Here is a 21359-nt window from a genome sequence, read left to right on the forward strand (position 1 = left end):
TTCAACGGGGGCGGCCCGGCTCGCGAGAGGGCCGGCCCCCGGCGCGAGCGTTCGCCATGGCGGCCATCGGCAACACGGCGCCGGGGCTGGCCGCGAAGGTGCCGAAGCTGCCCGGCTCGATGCAGGCGGTCGCACAAGCCGAGACGCAAGTGGGCATCCGTCTCGCGGCGGTGGGGGAAGTGGAGTCGGTCGTCGCGAGCGCGGAAACCCTCAAGCGGCACGAGCGGTGGCGGCACTCCGAAGGGGGATGACCTTGAGGAGGTCAATACGCGGTGACATGAAGGGAGTTACGAATCTCCCTTGAAGTCACTCCAGGCCCATTTGTTCCATCGCGGAATCCATGCATCATCATGAACGGCAGCTCTGGGAACTTTTTTGTGAGGAGCGTCCTGATCAACGCTCTGCACCCTATGCTTCTACTGAGGAGGCAATCGCCGCGTTCGATGCCGAATTTGGCAACTGACGTTGAGGCGAGGAGCCCACCGATCCGGGTCGCGGGGCTTTAAAAACGGTGGGGGAGCATGGAGAGATGGGCAATCGATGAATCCGCGCGCGGCGACCTCCTCCGGACCCGAAATACCGTCGGGATGCGCCCCGAGCGGACCACGACGACGACTCCCGACGCATTCCGCCACAGCGCACCAGCCACGGACGCGGGCCTGACAACACCGGGTCCAATCGCATACAGGGCTCCCCTCCCGTCCCAGGCAAGCTGTCCATGACGGAGTACGACATGGATGGCCTGGAGGCTGATGCCCCGCTCGGCGGAACGTAGGAGGGCGTGGTGGGTCATGTGGAACGAGCCCACCTGCACCGGATATCGAGTCGACATGGGAAGCTCCCTTGGAACCAGGCCGGCCTTCGCCGGTACGGACCAAGGGAGCCCCCTTCAGGTTTGTTTCCCGGGACTCGAGGGGGAGACCCGTAGGGTGCGCCTCATCGCGGAGCGGTGAGCATCCGCGTCCACCTCCTGGAGCAGATTCGCGAGCCATTCGAGTCCAGCCCCCGTCGGAGGGGACGGAAGCGGGCGCGCCCCATCGAAGAAGACGAACAGGTCCACCTCGAGCTCCCCAGGTTCGAGGTCGAGCCCGGCGAGGTCCAGCTCCTCGCCCATCTCGAAGCGCCGCGCCTCCGTGGGCATGGGATGGAGCGTCCCCTGGCTGTCCACCACGTAGACCGCGATGTGGCTGGCCTCTCCCAGACGCACCACCACATCGACCGTCTTCGTTGGGTCCACGGAAAGGGAGAGCTCCACCTGGGACGCCGGGGCATGCCCTCCCAAGGGGGAGAAAGCGGCCGGCCTCTCGCTCAGGGATTGGCTGATTCGCATACCGTGCGCCGTGAGCTTGTGGCGGAGCTTCGACCAGAGCCATTCGACCCGGGCCCGCAGCGGCTGGGAAGCCCAGTGGGCCAACCGTGCCTGCTGGCGTTGGCGCTCGGCGAGGAGCGCCTCGTAGACACGGAGGACCTCCTCATCCGCATAGGCCACCAGCCAGCGGCGCACAGCCTCGCTCTCCTCTCGCGACAGCTCACCGTGGACGTAGTCTCTCAGGGTGTCGATGCCCGGCTGGATCCAGTTCATGGTCACTCCTGCTCCTCGCGCACCTGAGTCCCCACCAGTTCCTTCCAGTCCTGCTCGACCTGCTCACGGAACGCGGGCGGCAACAGCCGGGTCACCGCCTTTTTCAAGGCCGCCCGGAAGACCCCAGCCCACAACCCCTCCAATGGCCTCTCGCGCGCCTCCTGCCACCTGGGGCTCTGGCGCAGCACCTCCCGAAAACCGTGGAGCGCCTCCGCCGTGACAGGCAGCGCGGGACAGGCCGGCGCCTCGTGAACGTCCCGGACGGGCCCCAGGAAGACCTGGTGCGCGGGTGTGAGTTCCAAATGCAATGGCAGCAACGCCTCGAGGTTGAACCGGAACGCCGCCGCCGCGCCCTTGCGGCTTCGCGCGGTGCGCTCGTTGGGAGCGTCGCCCGGTACCGAGGTCCTCGCCAGGAGGATGGCTCTTGTCTACCTCCTGGAAGCGCTCATCGCCTACCCCGCTCGCGAGCAGCAACTGGGCCAGGCGACGCCGTGCGATGCAGGTAGCCCACAACCAGTCCGCCTCGATATCCGGTAGCCCTGTACTGGCCGAGATGCGCCCGAGGATGTCCGCCCACCTGTCGATGAGCTCCAGCAGCTTCTTCATCTGGCGCTTACGATCCAGCCGTTCCACCAGCTCATCCTCGGAAGAGCAGGTATCTGCTCCAGTGTGCTCCTCGTCCAACGACGAAAAGGTGGACGCACTCCGCTGGGCGCTTACCGCGCGGCGCCCCACCCACCACGCATACCAGCGCGGCAGGTTCGTCCAGTCCGGGGCGAAGTCGAGACGCGGACGGGTCCGGAGCGCATCCAGGATTCCCTGGGCAATCCACTGTCCCGCTTGGATGTCGTCCCGGCCTCCCGCTCGAGCGTCCGAGGCCCTCAACCAGCGCTGATCGCTCGTGAGCACATCAGTGAAGGCATTGCTCCAGTACGCCCAGAGCACGGGCTCCCAGGTGTCCAGGAAGGTCACCCGTCCAGCGAGCGACAAATCGTTCAATACCGGCAGCCCGGAGCTCATCCGCGCCAATCCTCCAACGTCCGAAGCATGAGCCGCCAACCCGCCCAGCACATGGGGCTCCGGTAGAACCGGAGGTAGTCGGAGACGAGGGCCTCGGCCTGGACTCGGGGTGCTCGCGCAAGCTCACCGCGAGCCGCTCTGGACGAGGTGCCGAGAAGCTAACGAGCCGCCCCGTCGCGCCCTCCAAGTGTGGAAGCGCGCGAGGCCCGGGACCACTCCGGCCCTGATACCACTCCGCCCGGATGTCGCGCAGGGCCCCCTCCACCGCCTCCTCCAGCAGCCGGCGGACCTCCTGGTCATGCACCTCCTGGGAGCGGCTTCCCAGTTCCCGCAGGGAACCGATTGTCACGGGGCCGCGACAGCGCTGACGGCCTGGACCATTGGAGGCGATGGCATCGATCCACGCAGCGCAGCACGTCCCTCGTGCTTTCAACGTTCTGCGAGAGCACGCGCCATTCGCTGCGCACTCTCGGGGCCGACGGGAGAATAGAAGAGGACTCGAAGAGTGCGTGCGTCCGGCTCGATGTGCATCAGCGTCACGTGCGCGAGCTCGATGCGGCCGGTTCCGGGGATGTCGACGATCTTCGTGCCCTCGGGCTCGGCATACAAGTCATGCTGCGTCCAGAGACGGCGGAACTCGGGGCTCCTCGCCCTCAGCTCGTCCACAATCTCCTGGAACTGCTCATGAGCACTCGCGCGCGCGGCTTCCGAGCGAAAGCGCGCAACGAGGTTTCGTGCGTGTGCCTCGTGCTCCACCGTGGCGAGCGGCGGTACCTTGCCGAGGAAGATGTTCCGCAGGGCATTCGTGCCACGCTGATCACCCCAAAGCTTCAGCGCGGGCCCGTTCATTGCGACGACGTCCCAGCGCACGGTCGAGACAATCGCCGGATGACGATGCGCCTCGATCGTGCGCGCGAGCAGGGGGCTCACGATCGGCGGCGTTGCGGCAACCGGACGGGGCGAGCGACCTTGGGCAAGCTCGAACAGGTACGAACGTTCCGCCGCATCGAGGCGCAGCGCGCTCGAAAGTCGCTCGAGCAGCGCCTCCGAAACTTGGATGTCGCGCCCCTGCTCGAGCCACGTGTACCAGCTCACCCCCACGTCGGCGAGCTGCGCGACCTCCTCGCGCCGCAGCCCCGGCGTGCGCCGCCGCGCACCCTCGGGCAGCCCCACATCGGACGGCCGCAGCCGCGCCCGGCGGGTCCGGAGAAAGTGCCCCAGCTCGGAGCGCGGAGACGACAGGGACGCGGCGGTCACGGGCCGCAGTCTAGCGCGCCGCGCGCCTCACCTCCACCGGTGACCCCGTGAATCAGGGCTCCTCGTCGCCCGGCTCGTCGAAGGCAGCCAGGATCTTGGCGGAGATGCGCTCGAAGTCCTCGAGGTCGCGGTCGTCGAGGACGGCGGCGAGGCGGTCGATGATGCCCTTGCGCGCCTGCTCGACCCGGTCGCGGGCGCGCCGGGCGTCCTTCGCAGCAGGTCGAGCAGCGACGTCGTGAGTTGGAAACAAGCGAGGTGGTTCAGCGCGAACGTCAGTTCAACCCCGTCAGGGCCCATTACGGGCTTCTTGAAGGTTGCGCCGGCGTTGTTCACGAGGACGTCGAGCTGGTCGTGCTTCGCCCTGAAGCCAGTCCTCACGGTCGACGACATGTCTGCCCTGGACCAGGCCGTCGTCGCGGCGTTCGGCGCCGTCGAGACGAAGCTGACGTGGCTCCTGCCGGTCCTCGCGGGAGGAGGAGCGGCCGGCGGCGCGGCGCTGTCGGCCGCCGCCCCGGAGCTGCTCGCGAGCGCCTCCATCAAGAAGACGATGGCGAAATAACGTCACGGTCGCTCGCGACCCTGAGAGAGTTATCGTCCAAACTGAGTCTGGAGCCGTTCGGGCACGCGCGCGCCCTGAATACGAATTTTAGCTGAGGCCTCCTCGATGCGCTGCAAGTCGCCCTGCGTCAGCTCGACGTCGAGCGCGCCCAAGTTCTCTTCCAACCGGTGCAACTTCGTAGTGCCAGGGATTGGAACGAACCAAGGCTTCTGGGCCAGCACCCAGGCAAGAGCAATCTGGGCCGGCGTGGCTCGCTTGTCGTCGGCGATTTGCTGGAGCAGGCTGACTAGCGCTTGGTTCGCCTCCATCGCGTCCTGGGAGAAGCGCGGCAGTAGCCGGCGGAGGTCGTCGTCGGCCAACGGCGTGCTGGCGTCCATCTTGCCGGTCAGAAAGCCTTTCCCAAGGGGGCTGTAGGGCACCAGCCCGATGCCCAGCTCTTCTAGAGTCGGAATGATTTCGGCCTCATGCTCTCGCATCCAGAGCGAGTATTCGCTCTGCAACGCCGTCACGGGATGCACGGCGTGCGCGCGGCGGATCGTCGCCGCGCCGGCCTCCGATAGGCCAAAGTGCTTGACCTTCCCTTCGGCGATCAGGTCCTTCACGGTGCCGGCTACGTCCTCGATGGGCACCTCTGGGTCGACACGATGCTGGTAGAGCAGGTCGATTCTGTCGGTCCGCAGACGCTTCAGAGATGCGTCCGTCACTCGACGTATCTGCTCGGGTCGGCTGTCAACCCCCGACAGCGGGCTCGGCCCGTTCTCGCCGTGCTTGATGCCGAACTTGGTGGCGATCACCACCTGGTCGCGCACTGGCGCAAGTGCCGCACCGACCAACTCCTCGTTGAGAAAAGGTCCGTAGACTTCTGCGGTGTCGAAGAACGTTACGCCGCGGTCAACCGCCGCGCGCAGCAGCTTCGTCATTTCCGCGGTGTCCTTGGGCGGACCGTAGAAGAAGCTCATGCCCATACAGCCGAGGCCGAGAGCCGATACTTCCAGTCCCCGTCCAAGCTTGCGCTTTTGAATCATAATCCTCACTTGTTGTTGACCGCTCGAATGCCTCCGACGAGCCCGCATGGTCGCGCACGGCGTGAACGACATGCGGGCATGCGGGCTCGCCAGACGGCAACAGTTGACGTTAGCGAGCGTTCTTCGGCGCTCTGCCTAGGTTGCCTAGGAACTCGATCATCCAGCCCGGGTATTCGGCGGGCAGTGCGCTCACCTTGTCGAGCTCGGCGATCTCGGCGGGGTCGAGCACGAAGTCGCTCGCCTTCAGGTTGTCCCTGAGCTGCTCCTCGTTCTTCGCGCCGACAATGATCGCAGAGACGTGGGGCTTTGCGAGCAGCCACGCAAGCGCGACGCATGCGACGCTCGCGCCCTTGGCGTCGCCAATCTTCCGCATCGCGTCGATGCAGTCGAAGGCGCGGTCCTTGTTGACGGGCGGGAAGTCGAAGCTGGCTCGGCGCGAGCCGTCAGGGCCTTTGCCGTCACGACCATGCTTTCCGGACAGCAGGCCCCCGGAGAGCGGGCTCCATACCATGAGCCCCATCTGCGCGTCGTTCAGTAGAGGCACGAGTTCGCGTTCGAGATCGCGGGTGGCGATCGTGTAGTGGGCTTGCAATGACTCGAAGCGAGCCCAACCATGGCGCGCCGCGATGCCGTTGGCCTTGGCGAGCTGCCATGCTGCGAGATTCGAGCAGCCGACGTAACGCACCTTGCCAGAACGGACAACGTCGTCGAGGGCGCGCAGTGTCTCGTCGAAGGGGGTCACCGGGTCGAAGCCGTGAATCTGGTAGAGATCGACCCAGTCGGTCCCGAGGCGCTTCAGGCTGCCCTCGATGGAGCTCATGATGTGAGCGCGGGAGAGGCCCTGCTGGTTCGGACCAGTGCCGACCTTGCCGCGCACCTTCGTGGCGAGCACGACGTCTTTGCGACGCGCGCCGAGGGCCTTGCCGAGGATCTTCTCGGACTCGCCCTCGGAGTAGACGTCAGCGGTGTCGAAGAAATTGATGCCGCTCTCGAGCGAGATTGACACGAGTTCGTCGGCCTCGGCCTGGGCCGTCTTACCAATGGGCTCGTAGAAGCCCTTCCCGCCGAATGTCATCGCTCCGAAACAGAGTTCCGAGACGTAAAGGCCAGTGCGGCCGAACAGTCTATAACGCATGCGAAATTCTCCTTAACGCAGGCCACCGGACGCCCCGGTCGGCCTGCTCACGGCGCTCACGATACGACCGGCGTGAAGGGTTGCCAGAGGGAGATTTTATCCTGGGACTGCCACCACCAGGCTTAGAGCGCCTAACATAACCGCACCAACGTTCCCCCAAGCAGGTACGGAGGAGAGGAGCGTGACGCGCCCTCAGGTAGGAGCAGAGGAGGCGAACGTGCCGCCTGAGGCAGGGGCGAAGCAGGAGCGGAGGAAGGAGAGGACGCCGCCCTGAGGCATCCCCTCATTTAGCAAGCAGGCGAGGAGGGGGTCGGTAGGTTATTTAGTTCGAGCAGTAGGGTCATGGACGTTACCGGAGAAGTGGGTACTTCAGCTATCAACGAGCAGCAGGTCCATGAATTCCTCTCCAGCCTCTTCGCGGAGGACCTCCACGCCAAGCGGGTGCTGTCGCTGTCGCTGGCGACGCTGGGGGTCATCCACGCCGCGAGCCTGTCGGTGTACGCCATCGGGCAGGCCGTGGCGGTGGCGCGAGGCACCAAGGGCAAGCACGGGGTGAAGCAGGTAGACAGGTTGCTGTCCAACGCGGGCTTGAACGTGTGGCACCTGTTGAGTCTGTGGGTACCGTACGTGCTGGCCCAGCGGACCGAGGTCGTCATCGCCCTGGACTGGACGGACTTCGACGATGATGACCACACCACGCTGGTGGCTTCGCTGCTGACGAAGCACGGCCGCCCTACGCCTCTGGTGTGGCTGACGGTGCACAAGTTTCTGCCCGCTCGGCCGCTTCGACGCGGAGCGTGTGGGGATGCTGGTGCACGTGCTCGAGCATGCGACCGAGGAGCAGCACCGCGCGTGGGGGCTGGCGTGAGCTGGGTGCTCCTGCTCATCGGCGAAGAGGTCATTTCGCGGCGGCGAGCCCGCGCAGCAGCGTCTGCAGCACCCGCTTGAGCTCGGGCTCGCGATTCTTCTCCGCGGTCTCGAGGATCAAGCGCGGATGGAAGAACCCCGCCGTGCCGTCGAGGAGCACTTCGGCGTGGCGCTGCGGTGATGGGTCTCCGGCTTCCTCTAGCAGACCGACGAGCTGCTTGGTCCGCTGCTCGAGGTACGCCCGCACGAACGGCTTCTTCACCGCGGTGGCCGTCTCGAACGCTGCATAGGTCTCGCGATCGTTCAGCGCCCGGTCTCGCTTCATCGCGTACTGGGCGACGAACCACTGTTCGAGCTTCTGCGACGCCTTTCGATTCGACGCGCAGACCTTCTCGAGCTCAGAGGTCGTCTCCCCCAGCCACCGCTCGAGCACCGCGTCGAGGAGCGCCTCCTTGCTCTCGAAGTACGCGTAGAGCGCGACGTGACTGATCCCCAGCTCGCGGGCGATGTCGGTCAGCCGAACCTTCTCGAACCCCTGGGTGCGGATGCGCGCGAGCGCGACGTCGATGGCGCGGGTCTTCAGCTCAGCGGGGGACGATCCGGTTCGAGGCATGGCGCTGCGATTCCCTTGACGATGGCGTGGTTACAAATTACAAATATCGTAATTAGTAACGACGAGGGTACCATCGATGGCGGATTCGAGAACGCTGGGCAACGGCGGACCGGTGGTCTTTCCCATCGCGCTCGGCTCGGAGGCGCTCGCCCACGGGGACGGCATGCGGGTGCTCCACGAGGCGATCGAGCGCGGAGTCGAGCTGCTCGACACCGCCGATTTCTACGGCGCGGGCGGTGACGAGCAGCTGATCGGCAGGGCGATCGAGGGCCGTCGCGACAAGGTGAAGCTGTCGGTGAAGTTCGGAGGGCTTCGCTCTCCCGACGGGACGTTCGTCGGTCTCGATGCGCGGCCGACGTCGGTGAAGAACTTCCTCTCGTATTCACTCAAGCGGCTGGGCGTCGATCACATCGACGTCTATCGCCCGGCTCGGCTCGATCCGGTGGTGCCCATCGAAGACACCATCGGTGCCATCGCCGACCTGGTGAAGGCCGGGTACGTGCGGCACATCGGACTGTCCGAGATGGGCGCGGACACCCTCCGCCGTGCGCATGCCGTGCATCCGATCAGCGACCTGCAGATCGAATACTCGCTGTTCAGTCGCAAGCCCGAGCAGAGCGTCTTTCCCGTGTTGAGCGAGCTCGGCATCGGGGTGACGGCGTACGGGGTGCTCGCGCACGGCCTCCTGAGCGGCAAGGCGAGACCTGCGGACCGGACAGGGCATCGAGCGCACCTGCCGTGGTTCCACCCGGGGAACTTCGAGCAGAACGTGAAGCTCGTCGACGCGCTGTCGAGGATCGCGGCCGAGAAGGCGGCCGCCACGTCGCAGCTGGCGATCGCCTGGGCGCTGGCGCGGCGGAAGGACCTGGTGCCGGTCGTCGGCGCGCGGACCGTGGCCCAGCTCTCGGAGACCCTGGCGGCGCTGAGCATCGAGCTCAGTGCGGAAGACCTTGCGAGGATTGAGGCCGCCGTTCCGCAAGAGGCAGTCGCTGGAACGCGGTACCTGCCACGGTTGATGGAGCTGCTCGACAGCGAACGTGAGCCGCGAGGTCTCCGATGAAGGCGATCCGCGTGGAGACCAACGGTGGCCCGGAAGTCCTCACGCTGAGATCGATCGACCTGCCTTCGGAGCCCGGTCCCGGCCAGGTTCTGGTGCGGGTCGTGGTGGCCGGAGTCAACTTCATGGACGTCGGGCAGCGGCGCGGGACCTCCCCTCGCGTCGTGCCGTTCACGCCCGGGGTCGAGGGTTCGGGAGTCGTCGAGGCGGTGGGAGAGGGCGTCGCCCACCTGAAGGTGAAAGACCGGGTCGCGTTCGTCGCGTTCACGAGCCAGCCGGGCGCCTACTCCGAGTACACCGTCGTCGATGCGAGCCGAGTCATCCCTCTTCCCGATGACTTCACGTTCGAGCAGGGAGCGGCGTTTCCGCTTCAGGGAATCACCGCCCAATACCTCATCAACGAATTCCGCCACCCGACGCGTGGCGACTTCGTTCTCGTTCATGCGGCGGCCGGCGGTGTGGGGGCGCTCCTCGTGCAGTGGGCCAGGCACCTGGGCGCCACGGTCATCGGAACGGTGTCGAGCCAGGCGAAGGCGCAGGAGGCGCGAGCGCTCGGTGCTCACCACGTCATCCTCTACACCGAGCACGACTTCGCCGCGGAGACGAAGGAGCTCACCGGCGGACATGGCGCGGATCTCGTCCTCGACGGCGTCGGTGGGACCACCTGTATGGGCAACCTCGATGCGGTCGCCGTCCGCGGGTCCATCGTCTACTTCGGAGCCTCGAGCGGCCTTCCGAAACCGATCGACGTCTTCCCACTCCTCGTGCAGAAATCGATCTCCGTCAGCGGCGCCAGCCTGGCGCAACTGCGTACGTCCGAAGAGCTTCACCGCCGCGCGAACGAGGTCATCGCGGGACTTCGCGAGGGCTGGCTCGAGCTGACCGTCGGAGGCGTCTTCCCACTCGCGCGGGCGGAGCAGGCACATCGGGCGCTCGAGAGCCGAACGTCGACAGGGAAGCTGCTGTTGGCGGTGGCCGAGCAGTCGTCGCGGTAGGCGCTGGGTGCCCGCGCCGGGCCCCTATCCGCTGGTGCGGGCGTCCCAGCCCAGCGTCGCGATCTGGGCAACGGCCTCCAGTTCGGCACGGCTCGCCCCGTCGCAGGCCAAAACAGAAGGATGAGCACGTGCATGGAGTCCTCCTGATGGAGCCACGACGGCAGAGGCCCCGTCAAGGCATCGGCAAGGGCAGACCGGCATGGCTGAGCCGCGCCTCATCCGCGGCCGCGGTCCCGCCCCCTTCGCGCTCACTGTGGCGAGATCGCGAGCCTCAAATGACTTGGACCCATGTGCCGGCTTCACGAGGCCCCCCCTGAAATTGAAGGTCATGCCAGGAGGAGAAACGGCGAGCGGCGGAACGATGCACGGAATTCGTTCCCCCAAGCAGGTGGGGAGGAGAGGAGCGTGACGCGCCCCCAGTAGGAGCAGAGGAGGTGAGTGTGGCGCCTGAGGCAGGAGCGGAGGAAGGAGAGGACGCCGCCAGTAGACTTTCGCGGGGCTGCTGCGCAGGACATTCGCGGTGGACGTCTTGGCCTGAGCCGGGTGTGGAGGCAGGCGCCGGGTGTTGGCGTACGAGACAGCGCCCAGGGGGGTGCGCTCCATTCTGGAGCACCTGGGACTGCCCACACGGCCTGCGAAGCTGGCCCCGGCGCAGGGGCCGCCCCAAAGCGCGTGGTGCTGAGCCAAAGCAGGGGCTGCTGCTCCCAGCACCACTGCAGTCCTCATCCGGTGCCGCGCCCCGCCAGGGACGCTGGCCTGGGCCAGGCTGGCGTGTGTCCCCTGGAGATGAATCGGTTCTGCGCCGGCCCGGGGTGCGCTTCATGGGCTACCCGTCAGCCGCCCTCACCTCCCGCTCTGCTCCCGCCCTCTACCCCCAACAGGGCTCCTGTCCTTCCTATACGTCTCGGCCATCAACACCCAGCTGGCCAACCAGGCCATCGTGGTGGACTGCGGCTGCACGAACTCGAGCTACGCCTACGTGTACGCGAACAAGCCCTTTCTTCATCTCCTCCCATTCTGACGACTCTCATGGGCGGGGCACTGGGGGAAAGCCGTGGCGCTCGGCTCGCCAGGCCACCATCAGCGTTGCGAGCAGCAGCACGACCAATGCCCAGGGGAAGGAGGCGACGCCGAGCGTTTCGAGGAGGACGCCGCCCAACAAGCCGCCACCGGCAATGGCGAGGTTCCAGGCGGTGACGATCATCGACTGAGCAACGTCCGCGGCCTCACCTGCCGCGTTGGCGGAGGCGGTCTGGAACAAGGTCGCGGCGCCACCGAAGGCAAGTCCCCACAGGGCGACCCCCGCCTGGAGCACGCCGGGCACGTTTCCCCAGACGCCCATCGCGATGGACCCCAGAACGAAGAGCAAGGTGCTGCCCAGCACGAGCTCACGCAGCCAGCGGTCGATCAACGTCCCGATGAGCCAGATGCCGACGAGCGCCGCGACGCCGAAGACGAACAATATGACGTCGATGTCTCCCGCGAGACCCGCGGGGACGAGGAACGGCGCGATGTAGGTGTAGAGGACATTGTGGGCGAGCACGAAGGCGAGCGTGACGAAGAGCACTGCCTTCACGCCAGGAATGGCGAATACCTTGGAGAGGGGAAGCCGCTTGTCGGTCCCCTGTCCGGGGAAATCGGGCACCTTCCAGAGCACCCAGCCGATCAGGATCAGCGTGAGGATGCTCATGAGCTTGAACGTGTATCGCCAGCCGACGGCAGCGCCGAGGAAGGTGCCGGCGGGAACGCCCAGGGAGAGCGCGAGCGGGGTGCCGACCATCGCGATGGCAATCGCGCGGCCTCTCAGGTGGTCCGGCGCCATCCGGCTGGCGTAGCCAGCGAGCAGCGCCCACAGCAATCCAGCGAAGACACCGGCGAAGAACCGCGCGCCAAGGGTGAGTGCGTAGTGGGTCGAAAACGCCGTGAGGGTGTTGACGAGAGCAAAACCACCTATGGCCGTCAGCAATAACGGGCGCCGCCGCCATCCGCGTGTCGCGGCGGTCAGTGGGATCGCCGCGACCAGCGAGCCGATTGCATAGACGGTGACGAGTTGCCCGACGAGAGACTCTGGAACCGCGAGGCCCGCGCTCATCTGTGGCAGCAGTCCTGCGGGAAGGGCTTCGGTGAGGATGGTGATGAATCCGGCCGTCGCCAGGGCGAGGAGTCCGGCGATGGGCAGACGCTCGGAATCCAAGGTCGTCTCGGTTCTGGAATGGGCTGGGCTGGCGTCGTTCGCTGTCTTGCTCGAGATCATGGGCCGCCTGAGGAAGTTGTTCGAGAAGAACTTAAGTTCCCCCTCATGGGCGAAAAACAGGCTAGGATTCCGAATATATCGGACACGGATGTCCGCAATGGTGGTGACAGAAATGGACAGCCTCGGAGCGCTGAGCGCCTTCGTTCAGGCGGCGGAATCCCGCAGTTTCACGATCGCGGGGCGGCAACTGGGCGTCTCTTCATCGGCGATCGGCAAGGCCGTTGCGCGGCTGGAAGAGAGGCTCGGCGTACGTCTGTTCCACCGCAGCACGCGCAGCATCTCGCTCACGCCCGAAGGCGCCCTGTTCCTCGATCGGTGTCGGCGTATCTTCTGTGAGATCGAAGCGGCGGAGCTGGAGCTGTCACAAACCACCACCGCGCCACGCGGCAAGCTACGTGTCAGCCTGCCGCTGGTCGGAATGCTGTTGATGCCAGTGATTGGCGATTTCATGCGGGCCCATCCCGAGGTCGAGCTGGACCTCGACTTCACGGACCGGCTCGTGGACGTGATCGACGAGGGGTTCGATGCGGTGGTGCGCACCGGAGAGAGCGGCGACTCCCGCTTGATGTCCCGTACTCTCGGGACGTTCTCCCACCGGGTGGTGGGAGCTCCAGGTTACTTCGCGCGGAAGGGTGTTCCGCGAAAGCCGGAGGATTTGAGAGCCCACGCCTGCCTGCACCATAAATATCCCTCGACCGGAAAGCTGGAACGCTGGCCGCTTCGCCGCGGGCGTACCGACATCGAGGTCGACCTTCCCACGACCGCCGTGACGAGCACGCTGGAGCCGTTGATCTACATGGCAGAACAAGGATTCGGCATCGCCTGCCTGCCGCTTTTCACCATTCGCCGCCAACTGGACGATGGCACACTCGTCACCGTGCTCGACGACTACATCCACGATGTCGGCACATTTCGGATTCTATGGCCGTCGAGCCGGCATCCATCGCCGAAGGTAAAAGCCTTCGTGGACTTCATGGCGAAGCGGCTGTTCCAGAACAGCACCACGAGCGCGAATCGGAAGTGAGGTTCCTGGGATTCGGCGGATAGGCGGCAGGCAGAACGCTCCAGCGTGAGTGTGTTCAAGAGCCGCCGGGCTTCGAAGACCCCAGGTGGCCTGACTCCACAGGAGGCATCCAGGCAGGGCCCGTCTCTCCTCCCGCTCTTTTTCTTCACATCCGGCGAGAGGCAACCCCACCTTTCCAGGTGAGCCGGGCAGGGGTTGCCTCGTCCGGCGCCTCACGCCATCCAGCGTGTGTCCCCTCAGCCAGGAAGAGAGCCATGAACCAGAACCTCCGTGAGACGGCGTGTGGCTGTCGGTGCTGACTGCCGCCTGGCAGACCCGGCAGGAGGCGTGGATTGAGCATCTCGCCCAGGAGTGCCGCCGCCGCCCCTACCGCCATGTCTCCGAGCACTTCGGTTTCACCGCCGCGGGGCCGTTCACCCGCAGCACCATGCTGCCCGTGCCGTATTGCACAGCCGCCGTGGACATCGGCCGCGACCGGCTCGAACGGCTGCGCGCCGCCACCGGCGGCCCCGTCGGTCTCGAGGTGCTGGCCAACACCCTCGCCCCTGTCGATGCGCTCCACCAGGGCCCGTTCCTCGACGCCGTGCTGACCCCCACTGATGGCTTCCTGGTGCTCGACGTCCACAACGTGTGGGCCCAGGCGGTCAACACCGGCCTGCCTCCAGAGCTCCTGCTCGAAACCTATCCGCTGGAGTGCGTCCGGGAGCTCCACCTCTCGGGCGGGAGCTGGGGCCGCGCGCTCGGCACCGGGGACTCCAGGCCCGTTATACGCCGAGCTGTGCGTCTCGTCCTTCCCCCTCGTGGTTTCGCAGGTTGGCGGTGGAGACGTCCGTGAAGGACTGCGATGGCATGCAGGCGGAGTGTACACCCACTCGCTGGAAAGAACTTCGGGCCCCGCGCTCCACGCCGAGGAGGAACGCAAGGCCCGTCCCTGGAGTGGAGCCCACGGGGGGACGGCGTCAGAAGGCCGGCACCTGCACCGGGGAGGAGCGGTAGGTGGTGGTCCCATCCCCGAGCTCGCCGGTTTGGTTGCGGCCCCAGGTCCAGACGGTGCCGTCCTGGCGCAGCGCCACCGTGTGGTACTGGCCCGCGGAGAGGACGGTGACGCCGCTGAGGCCCGGCACCCGCCCTGGGGAGTTGCGGTTGGTGAGTGTCCCATCCCCAAGCTGGCCGAAGCGGTTGTCACCCCAGGTCCAGACGGTGCCGTCCTGGCGCACCACCAGCGTGTAGTAGATGCCCACGGTGAGGGCGGGGGCCACCTGGGACGCACACTCGGGCAGGCCCGTCACGGTGAAGGAGTGGGTAGCCGAGGCGCCCAGGGCGTTGGAAACGGTGGCGGTGAGCGTGGGGGTGGCGTTGCTCCACGTGCCGGGGCAGGAGGCCGCCCAGCTGTAGCCCAGCGTGTCGCCGTCGTTGTCGGACGCGGTGGCGGACACCGTGGTGGACTCATTCACCTCCAGGGCGGTGGCGCTGGCGGAGATGTTACCCACCTGCGGCCAGGTGTTGAGGGAGGCGTTGGTGGTGGCATCTCCCCTGCCTGAGTTGACGTTGACGTTGAAGCTCACCCTGCCCTGCGCGCCCTTGGAGTCCGTCACCGTCACCGTCACCGTCAGCGGCACGAGGGCGGCCGAGGCGGGCGCCGTCCAGGTGGTGGCGGGGCTGCTCGGCTGGGCGAAGCTGCCCGAGGGCGCGCTCCAGGCGTACGTGCGGGTGTCGCCCGGGTTGGCATCCGTGGCGGTGGCATTGAGCGTCACCGTGCCCGCGGGCTCCACGTTGCCGGGCGCCGCCGACAGCGCGGCGATGACGGGCGCGGCATTCTCGAAGGGCGCCGCCGGGTTGATTTCCTGCAGCGTGAGCGACACCACTGTCGTCTGCTTCGCCACCCAATTGCGCAGGGCTGACTCGGTCAGGTCCAAGTCCTTGGCCACCTGGGGCAGGCTCTTGCTGCCCTCGCGTACCAGCCGGACCGCCTCGGCCCTGAACTCCGGGGTGAAACTCCGCCTCTTCCTTCGCTCCATGAACACTACCTCCCGTGTAGCCGACTTATAAGGTGTGTCCACAAAATCGGGGCAGGCTCACTCGGCAGTCCTCCATCGGTGCAGCCTCGGAACGCTCCCAGTCCCAGGTATTGTTCGTTCATTAACATGCAGGCTCTGTCAGCCTGAGGCAGCGAGAACTCGCAGCCACATAAGGGGCCTCAACCATGTTGGACATTCCGGGTTACCGAGTGCTGGGCACCATTCGAGCCACCGGCTCGAACGTGCTCTTCCATGCCATGCGTGAGGCCGACGGCCTGCCCGTCATCATCAAAACCCCCATGGCTCCCACTCCGGGGCCCAACGAGCGCGAGCGCTACCGCCGCGAGTTCGGCATCCTCCAGCGCCTCAAGGATGTGCGCGGCGTCGCACGGCCCTACGCCTGCGAGCGCAGCCGCGAGCGCCCCATCCTCCTGCTCGAGAAAATCCAAGGTGAGACGCTCTCCGAGTCCCTGGGCAAGGCCCTGGACATTCCTCGCTGCCTCCACATCGCCATCTCCCTGGCCTCCACCCTGGCCCAGATCCACGCGCGCAACGTCATCCACAAGGACATCAAGCCCTCCAACATCATCGTCGAGCCTTCCGGCGAGGCGCGCCTCATCGACTTCGGCGTGGCCACCCTCCAGAAGGTCGAGCACCTGGATGCGGCTGCCTCTCACCTCATTGAAGGCACTCTGGCCTACATGTCCCCGGAGCAAACCGGGCGCATGAACCGCGCGGTGGACTACCGCACCGACTTCTACTCCCTGGGCGTCACCCTCTACGAGCTGCTCACCGGCCAGCGTCCTTTCCACGGCCGTGATGCGCTCGAGTGGTTCCACGCTCACATGGCCCAGAGCCCCAAGCCTCTGAGCGAGCTCAACCCCGAGGTGCCTCCGGCCCTGTCCGCCGTCGTGCTCAAGCTGCTGGCCAAGGTGGCCGAGGAGCGTTACCAGAGCGCAGAGGGCCTCAAGGCCGACCTGGAGCGCTGCCGCGACGGGCTGAGCCGGAACGCGCTGGTGGATTTCTCGCCCGGCGCCAACGACACCCCCAGCCGCTTCCAGCTGCCCCAGCGCCTCTACGGCCGCGAGGCTCAGGTCTCCACCCTGCTCGAAGGCTTCGAGCGTGTCCTCTTGCATGGGAAGCCCGAGCTGTTCCTGGTGAGCGGCTACTCGGGCATCGGCAAGTCCGCCGTGGTGCACGAGCTGCACAAGCCCGTGGTTCAGCGGCGCGGCTTCTTCCTCAGCGGCAAGTTCGATCAGTTCCAGCGCGACATCCCCTACTCCACCCTCGCTCAGGCCATCCGCGGCCTGGTTCAGCAGCTGCTGGCCGGCACCGATGAGGACATTGCCCGGTGGCGCCATCAGGTGAATCAGACATGGGGGAGTCACGGCCAGGCGCTGGTGGATCTGGTCCCCCAGCTGGAGGTGGTGGTGGGCAAGCAGCCCCCGCTCCAGGAGCTGCCTCCCACCGAGGCCCGACACCGGTTGTATCGGGTCATCCGCCAGTTCCTGCAGGTGTTCGCCACCCCTGAGCACCCGCTGGTGATGTTCCTGGACGACCTGCAGTGGGCGGACCTGGCCAGCCTCAAGCTCATCCAGCTTCTGCTGTCCGAATCGGAAACACCCCCGGTGCAGTGGATTGGCGCCTACCGCGACAACGAGGTGAGCCCTTCCCACCCCCTGGTCCCAGTGCTGGAGGAGGTGCGCAAGGCCGACGCACGCGTGACGGACATCCGGCTGGAACCCCTGAACGCTCATCAGGTGACGCAGCTGGTGCGGGATACCCTCCCAGGGGTGGAAGAGAACATGGCGGCCGCCCTCTCGGCGCTGGTGCACGAGAAGACCGGCGGCAACCCCTTCTTCCTCCTGCAGCTCATGGTGACGCTCAACCAGGACGGCCTGCTGGTTCGCGAGCCCGGCGGCGGCTGGCGCTGGAATGCCGAAGGCGTCCGCTCCAAGGACTACTCCGACAACGTCGTCGACTTCATGCTCGACAAGCTGCGCCAGTTCCCCGCCGGCACTCAGCACCTGCTCCAGCTGGCCGCCTGTGTCGGCAACACCTTCTCCGTCCAGATGCTGGGCACCCTCGACGACCTGGAGGAGTTGGGGGACGTGGAGCAGCGGCTGGAGCCCGCGCTCCAGGAAGGCATGCTGACGCGTGTGGGGCCGGAGCAATACCGCTTCCTTCACGACCGCATCCAACAGGCGGCCCACACGCTCAGCTCCGAAGAAGAGCGCAAGGCCATTCATCTGCGTATCGGCCGGCTGTTGCTGCGGCGCCTGTCCCAGGAGGAGGTGAACGACAAGATCTTCGACGTGGTGAGCCAGCTCAACGCCGGGGTGGAGCTGCTCCACGAGCCCTCGGGACGTCACCAGGTGGCACGGCTCAACGCCCAGGCCGGAAAGAAGGCTGAGGCCGCGGTGGCACCTCGCCCCGCCATCACCTACTTCACCACGGCCTTCGCCCTCATTCCCGGGGACCCCTGGGAAACGGACTACGCGCTGGCCTTCCAGGTGCGGCTGGCGCGTGCCCGGTGCGAGCTCCAGGTCGGCAATACCGCCGAGGCGCGCCGCCTGGCGGAGGAGCTCCTCTCTCGGGCCCGCGACCACGAGGACGCCACGGCTGCCTCCTCTCTGAAGAGCGCTTCCCTTCTGGCCGAGGGCGACCCGCAGGGCTCCATCACCTGTATGCGGGAGTGCCTGGCGAAGCTGGGCATCTCCCTGTCTTCACACCCCACGGGCGAAGAGGCGGCCGCCGCCTACGAGGAAGTCCATACGCTGCTTGGAGGCCGCTCCGTCGAGAGTCTCCTCGAGCTGCCGCTCATGACCGACCCGGACATGAAGCGGGTGATGCGTGCCCTCTCCACACTCTGGGAAGCGGCCTATGTCGCGAACGCCAACCTGCTCATCATCGTCCTGAGCCGGATGGTCTCGCTCACCCTCCGTCATGGCTTTACAGCCGATGCGGTGCCTGGCTTCGGCTGGCTCGGAGGAATAGCGGGCTCTGGCTTCAAGCAGTACCAGGAAGGACTGACCCTGGGCCTGCTCGCCCGAGGCTTCGTCGAGCGGTACGACTTGACCGCCCTCCGGACGACCGCGTTCTTGAGCCTGCATCTCATCACCAACTGGACCCAGCCCCTCTCCGTCTCCCAGGAACTCCTCCTGAGCTGCTTCCAACACGGGCTCCAGTCGGGCGACTTCGTCAAAGCCAGCTACGGCTCCATCTCGTTCCTGGAAGTCCGCCTGGCCATGGGGCAGAACCTGGAGGACATCTCCAAGGATGTGCTCAGCCGCGGCGAGTTCGTGCGGAAGGCCGGTCTCAAGGATCCGCAGGACATCATCGCCTGTTTCCAGGCCTACGTTCAGCAACTGCGCGGGGGCTCGCTCTCGTTCGACACGCTGAGCGGGAACGGCTTCGACGAGCAGGCCTTCGAGGCCACACTGACCCCCCAGCGCATGGGCACCACGCGGTGCGAGTACTGGCTCATCAAGCTCCAGTCTCGCTTCATGTGCGGCGCCTACCGGGAGGCGCTCGAAGCAGCGAACAAGGCGGCCGAGCTCCTCTGGGGCGTCGTGGGCAGCATCACCGGCAGGGAGTACCACCTCTACCGCGCGCTGGCCCTGGCAGCCTGCTTCGAGGGAGCCACGCCCGAGGAGCAGCCGAAGTTCCTTGAGGACATTGAGCGCCACCGGCAGCAACTGGCGGAGTGGGCGGAGCAGTGCTCCGAGAACTTCCGCGCGGCCGAGCGGATGGTAGCTGGCGAGCGGGCCCGCCTCGAAAGCAAGCCGGACGAGGCAACCCGCGCGTACGAGGAGGCCATCCGTTCAGCGAGAGAGAGCGGGGCCACACAGCTCGTGGGTTTGGCCAGCGAGCTGGCGGCGAGCTTCTGGCGCACGCGGCAGGCCCCCATCGTCGCCCATGCCTTCGCGCGGGAGGCGCGCGCCGCGTACCTGCACTGGGGCGCCCTGGGCAAGGTCGAGCACCTGGATGCGCAGTGGCCTCAGCTCCAAGCGTCGTCGGTCACCGAAGGTACGGATACCAGCAGCACGAACTCGACCCGGATCGACGCGCTCACGGTCGTCAAAGCCCAACAGGCCATCTCCGGTGAGATCGTCCTGGAGCGCCTGGTGGCCACGCTGATGCGCGCCGCCATCGAGAACGCCGGGGCGCAGCGAGGCGCCCTGCTGCTGCCCACGGGCGACACGCTCACGGTGGCGGCCACCTCCGATGCTTCTCCGGACAGCCTCTCTGTCTCCCCCAGCGAGGACTCCAAGCACGCACTGCCGTGGACGATCCTGTCGTACGTGCGGCGCACCCGGGAGCCGGTGCTCATCGGCGATGCCTCCAAGCCCCACCCCTTCTCTTCCGACCCCTACCTGGCTGGCAGCAAGGCGCGCTCCGTCCTGTGCCTTCCCCTCATGCGCCAGGAGCAGTTCTCCGGAGTCCTCTATCTGGAGAACAACCTGGCCACCAACGCCTTCAGCCCCTCTCGCATGGCCCTGCTGGGTCACATCGCCTCCCAGGCCGCCATCTCCATCGAGAACGCTCGCCTCTACGCCGACGTCCAACAAGCCAAGGCGCAGCTGCGCAGGGCCAATGACGAGCTGGAGCAGCGCGTGGAGGAGCGCACGCGCGAGTTGAAGCAGGCCCAGGCCCGGCTGGTGGACACCGCTCGCCAGGTGGGCATGGCGGAGATCGCCTCCAACGTCCTTCACAACGTCGGCAACGTGCTCACCAGCGCCGTCATCAACATGGAGACCATGTACCGCGCCGTGGGCGCTTCCCGCGTCGGCAGGCTCAAGCAGGCCACCTCCCTGCTGCTGGAACACCGCTCCAGCCTGGCCGACTTCCTGGCCCCAGGCTCTCGCGGTGGCCACCTGCCCGACTACCTCGCCGCTCTCTCTGACGAGCTGATGCGCGAGCAGACACGGCTACTGGAGGACCTGGATGCCATGAGCCGACATGTCGAGCACATCCGCGCCATCGTCCAGGTCCAGCAGACCTATGCCAGAACTACCCTGATGACCGAGGAGTGCGACCTGGGTCAGCTCATCGAGGATGGCCTGCGCATCCAGCAGCCGGCGCTCCAGCGCCACGGCGTGGAAGTCCAGCGCGAGCTATCGCCGCTGCCCCGAGTGAAGGTGGACAAGCACAAGGTGCTGCAGATCCTCATCAACCTCATCAACAATGCCAAGCAAGCGTTGGATGCAATGCCTGAAGGCCAGCGCCACCTGCGCGTGACGCTGGTGGCCGACGGCAAGCTGGCGCGCATCCAGGTGGTGGACGATGGGGCGGGCATTGCCCCAGAGATCCGCCATAAACTCTTCTCCCACGGCTTCACCACTCGCAAGGAGGGCCATGGCTTCGGCCTGCACTCCAGCGCTCTGGCCGCGCAGTTGCTGGACGGGCGCCTCACCCTGGAGAGCGAAGGCCCAGGCAAGGGCGCCGTAGCCACATTGGAGTTGCCCCTCAGCTGAGTTCGGTGGAAACGATCCTCCAGAAACGCGGGCTTTCGATCCGTGAAGACCTGCACCGTGCCGTACCGCTTGGACGCGCCGGGGGGAATCGGCTCGAGCGACGTGCCCCGGAAGAAGGTCACCTTGACGTACTTGTCGAAGTTACCGGCGCGGCGCGCGGCCTTGCTGGCCTCGTCAGAGGCCCTTCTCGGCCCCTCCGCTCCAGCCCTCACCCTCAACATGGCTTCTATTCCGCCTATACGCACTGCTGCGGGTGAAGAGGCCGGAAACGGCCCACCTGCGAGAATGGGCCGAGAAGATTGCCGCCCGCCCGCCCTCAGTTGAGCGCGAACAGAAGGATGAAGGGACCTCGAGGAGAGAAGGCTGCAAGCCAGCGGGTGTACAGGAGGCACTGCCCTTCGAGACCGTCACCGCCTCCGCGCCCGTCCCCACGCGTGGGACCAAGGGCGAGGCGGGCGCGGCCGCGGCGACGAGGG

General features: G+C 66.5%; 16 protein-coding genes and 3 pseudogenes. 9 read left to right on the top strand and 10 right to left on the bottom strand.

The annotated features are described in order from the left end of the window. Window positions 1-29: 29 nt before the first annotated feature. A pseudogene (locus NR810_RS49765) lies at window positions 30-212 on the top strand (AHH domain-containing protein); the annotation flags it as partial. 677 nt (window positions 213-889) lie between these two features. Here the strand turns inward: NR810_RS49765 and NR810_RS49770 are convergent. Then, window positions 890-1582 (bottom strand): hypothetical protein, encoded by a 693-nt coding sequence (locus NR810_RS49770; protein WP_257463200.1) that lies wholly within the window; start codon window positions 1580-1582, stop codon window positions 890-892. A gap of 2 nt (window positions 1583-1584) precedes the next feature. Further along, the gene (locus NR810_RS49775) at window positions 1585-1884 is read right to left on the bottom strand and encodes a hypothetical protein (protein WP_257463201.1); all 300 of its coding nucleotides are present in this window, start codon (window positions 1882-1884) and stop codon (window positions 1585-1587) included. Here NR810_RS49775 and NR810_RS49780 point away from each other — a divergent pair. Continuing rightward, on the top strand, window positions 1874-2119 hold the full coding sequence (locus NR810_RS49780; RefSeq protein ID WP_257463202.1) for a hypothetical protein: 246 nt from the start codon (window positions 1874-1876) through the stop codon (window positions 2117-2119). The two genes, NR810_RS49775 and NR810_RS49780, sit on opposite strands and share 11 nt — an antisense overlap. 912 nt (window positions 2120-3031) lie before the next feature. On the opposite strand, the gene NR810_RS49785 is transcribed toward NR810_RS49780, so the two are convergent. Further along, on the bottom strand, window positions 3032-3859 hold the full coding sequence (locus tag NR810_RS49785) for a helix-turn-helix transcriptional regulator (RefSeq protein WP_257463203.1): 828 nt from the start codon (window positions 3857-3859) through the stop codon (window positions 3032-3034). A 52-nt stretch (window positions 3860-3911) separates the two neighbouring features. Next, complete coding sequence (locus NR810_RS49790) at window positions 3912-4109, bottom strand: hypothetical protein (RefSeq protein ID WP_257463204.1); 198 nt, start codon at window positions 4107-4109, stop codon at window positions 3912-3914. Between the two features lie 75 nt (window positions 4110-4184). On the opposite strand from NR810_RS49790, the gene NR810_RS49795 reads away from it, so the two are divergent. Continuing rightward, window positions 4185-4418 (top strand): hypothetical protein, encoded by a 234-nt coding sequence (locus NR810_RS49795; RefSeq protein ID WP_257463205.1) that lies wholly within the window; start codon window positions 4185-4187, stop codon window positions 4416-4418. 29 nt (window positions 4419-4447) lie between these two features. On the opposite strand, the gene NR810_RS49800 is transcribed toward NR810_RS49795, so the two are convergent. Beyond that, a complete protein-coding gene (locus NR810_RS49800; protein ID WP_257463221.1) occupies window positions 4448-5440 on the bottom strand; it encodes an aldo/keto reductase in 993 nt (330 codons plus the stop codon). Window positions 5441-5552: 112 nt separating this feature from the next. Then, the gene (locus tag NR810_RS49805; RefSeq protein ID WP_257463206.1) at window positions 5553-6578 is read right to left on the bottom strand and encodes an aldo/keto reductase; all 1026 of its coding nucleotides are present in this window, start codon (window positions 6576-6578) and stop codon (window positions 5553-5555) included. Between the two features lie 342 nt (window positions 6579-6920). Here NR810_RS49805 and NR810_RS49810 point away from each other — a divergent pair. Beyond that, window positions 6921-7349: pseudogene (locus tag NR810_RS49810) on the top strand (IS4 family transposase); the annotation flags it as partial. Window positions 7350-7476: 127 nt separating this feature from the next. Here the strand turns inward: NR810_RS49810 and NR810_RS49815 are convergent. After that, window positions 7477-8058, bottom strand: a complete 582-nt coding sequence (locus NR810_RS49815) for a TetR/AcrR family transcriptional regulator (RefSeq protein WP_257463207.1) — start codon at window positions 8056-8058, stop codon at window positions 7477-7479. A gap of 76 nt (window positions 8059-8134) precedes the next feature. On the opposite strand from NR810_RS49815, the gene NR810_RS49820 reads away from it, so the two are divergent. Beyond that, on the top strand, window positions 8135-9118 hold the full coding sequence (locus NR810_RS49820; protein ID WP_257463208.1) for an aldo/keto reductase: 984 nt from the start codon (window positions 8135-8137) through the stop codon (window positions 9116-9118). After that, window positions 9115-10110 carry a quinone oxidoreductase family protein gene (locus NR810_RS49825; protein WP_257463209.1) on the top strand — a complete coding sequence of 332 codons (996 nt, stop codon included), beginning with the start codon at window positions 9115-9117 and terminating at the stop codon, window positions 10108-10110. Before NR810_RS49820 ends, NR810_RS49825 begins: the two co-directional genes overlap by 4 nt. A 1027-nt stretch (window positions 10111-11137) precedes the next feature. Here NR810_RS49825 and NR810_RS49830 read toward each other — a convergent pair. Beyond that, window positions 11138-12304: an MFS transporter gene (locus tag NR810_RS49830; protein WP_257463210.1), complete on the bottom strand. Its 1167-nt coding sequence runs from the start codon at window positions 12302-12304 to the stop codon at window positions 11138-11140. On the opposite strand from NR810_RS49830, the gene NR810_RS49835 reads away from it, so the two are divergent. Beyond that, window positions 12282-13388: a LysR family transcriptional regulator gene (locus NR810_RS49835; RefSeq protein ID WP_257463211.1), complete on the top strand. Its 1107-nt coding sequence runs from the start codon at window positions 12282-12284 to the stop codon at window positions 13386-13388. The genes NR810_RS49830 and NR810_RS49835 overlap by 23 nt on opposite strands. A gap of 280 nt (window positions 13389-13668) precedes the next feature. Beyond that, the gene (locus NR810_RS49840) at window positions 13669-14223 is read left to right on the top strand and encodes a DUF692 domain-containing protein (RefSeq protein ID WP_257463212.1); all 555 of its coding nucleotides are present in this window, start codon (window positions 13669-13671) and stop codon (window positions 14221-14223) included. A 124-nt stretch (window positions 14224-14347) separates the two neighbouring features. On the opposite strand, the gene NR810_RS49845 is transcribed toward NR810_RS49840, so the two are convergent. Both NR810_RS49845 and NR810_RS49850 read right to left on the bottom strand, forming a co-directional pair. Further along, complete coding sequence (locus NR810_RS49845) at window positions 14348-15271, bottom strand: RCC1 domain-containing protein (RefSeq protein ID WP_257463222.1); 924 nt, start codon at window positions 15269-15271, stop codon at window positions 14348-14350. After that, window positions 15269-15406, bottom strand: a pseudogene (locus NR810_RS49850) (transposase); the annotation flags it as partial. The pseudogene NR810_RS49850 and the gene NR810_RS49845, both read right to left, overlap by 3 nt. Window positions 15407-15591: 185 nt before the next feature. Here NR810_RS49850 and NR810_RS49855 point away from each other — a divergent pair. Continuing rightward, window positions 15592-20883 (top strand): trifunctional serine/threonine-protein kinase/ATP-binding protein/sensor histidine kinase, encoded by a 5292-nt coding sequence (locus NR810_RS49855; RefSeq protein ID WP_257463213.1) that lies wholly within the window; start codon window positions 15592-15594, stop codon window positions 20881-20883. The last annotated feature ends 476 nt before the right edge of the window (window positions 20884-21359 follow it).

This window comes from Archangium lipolyticum, assembly GCF_024623785.1.
Classification (GTDB): Bacteria; Myxococcota; Myxococcia; order Myxococcales; family Myxococcaceae; genus Archangium; species Archangium lipolyticum.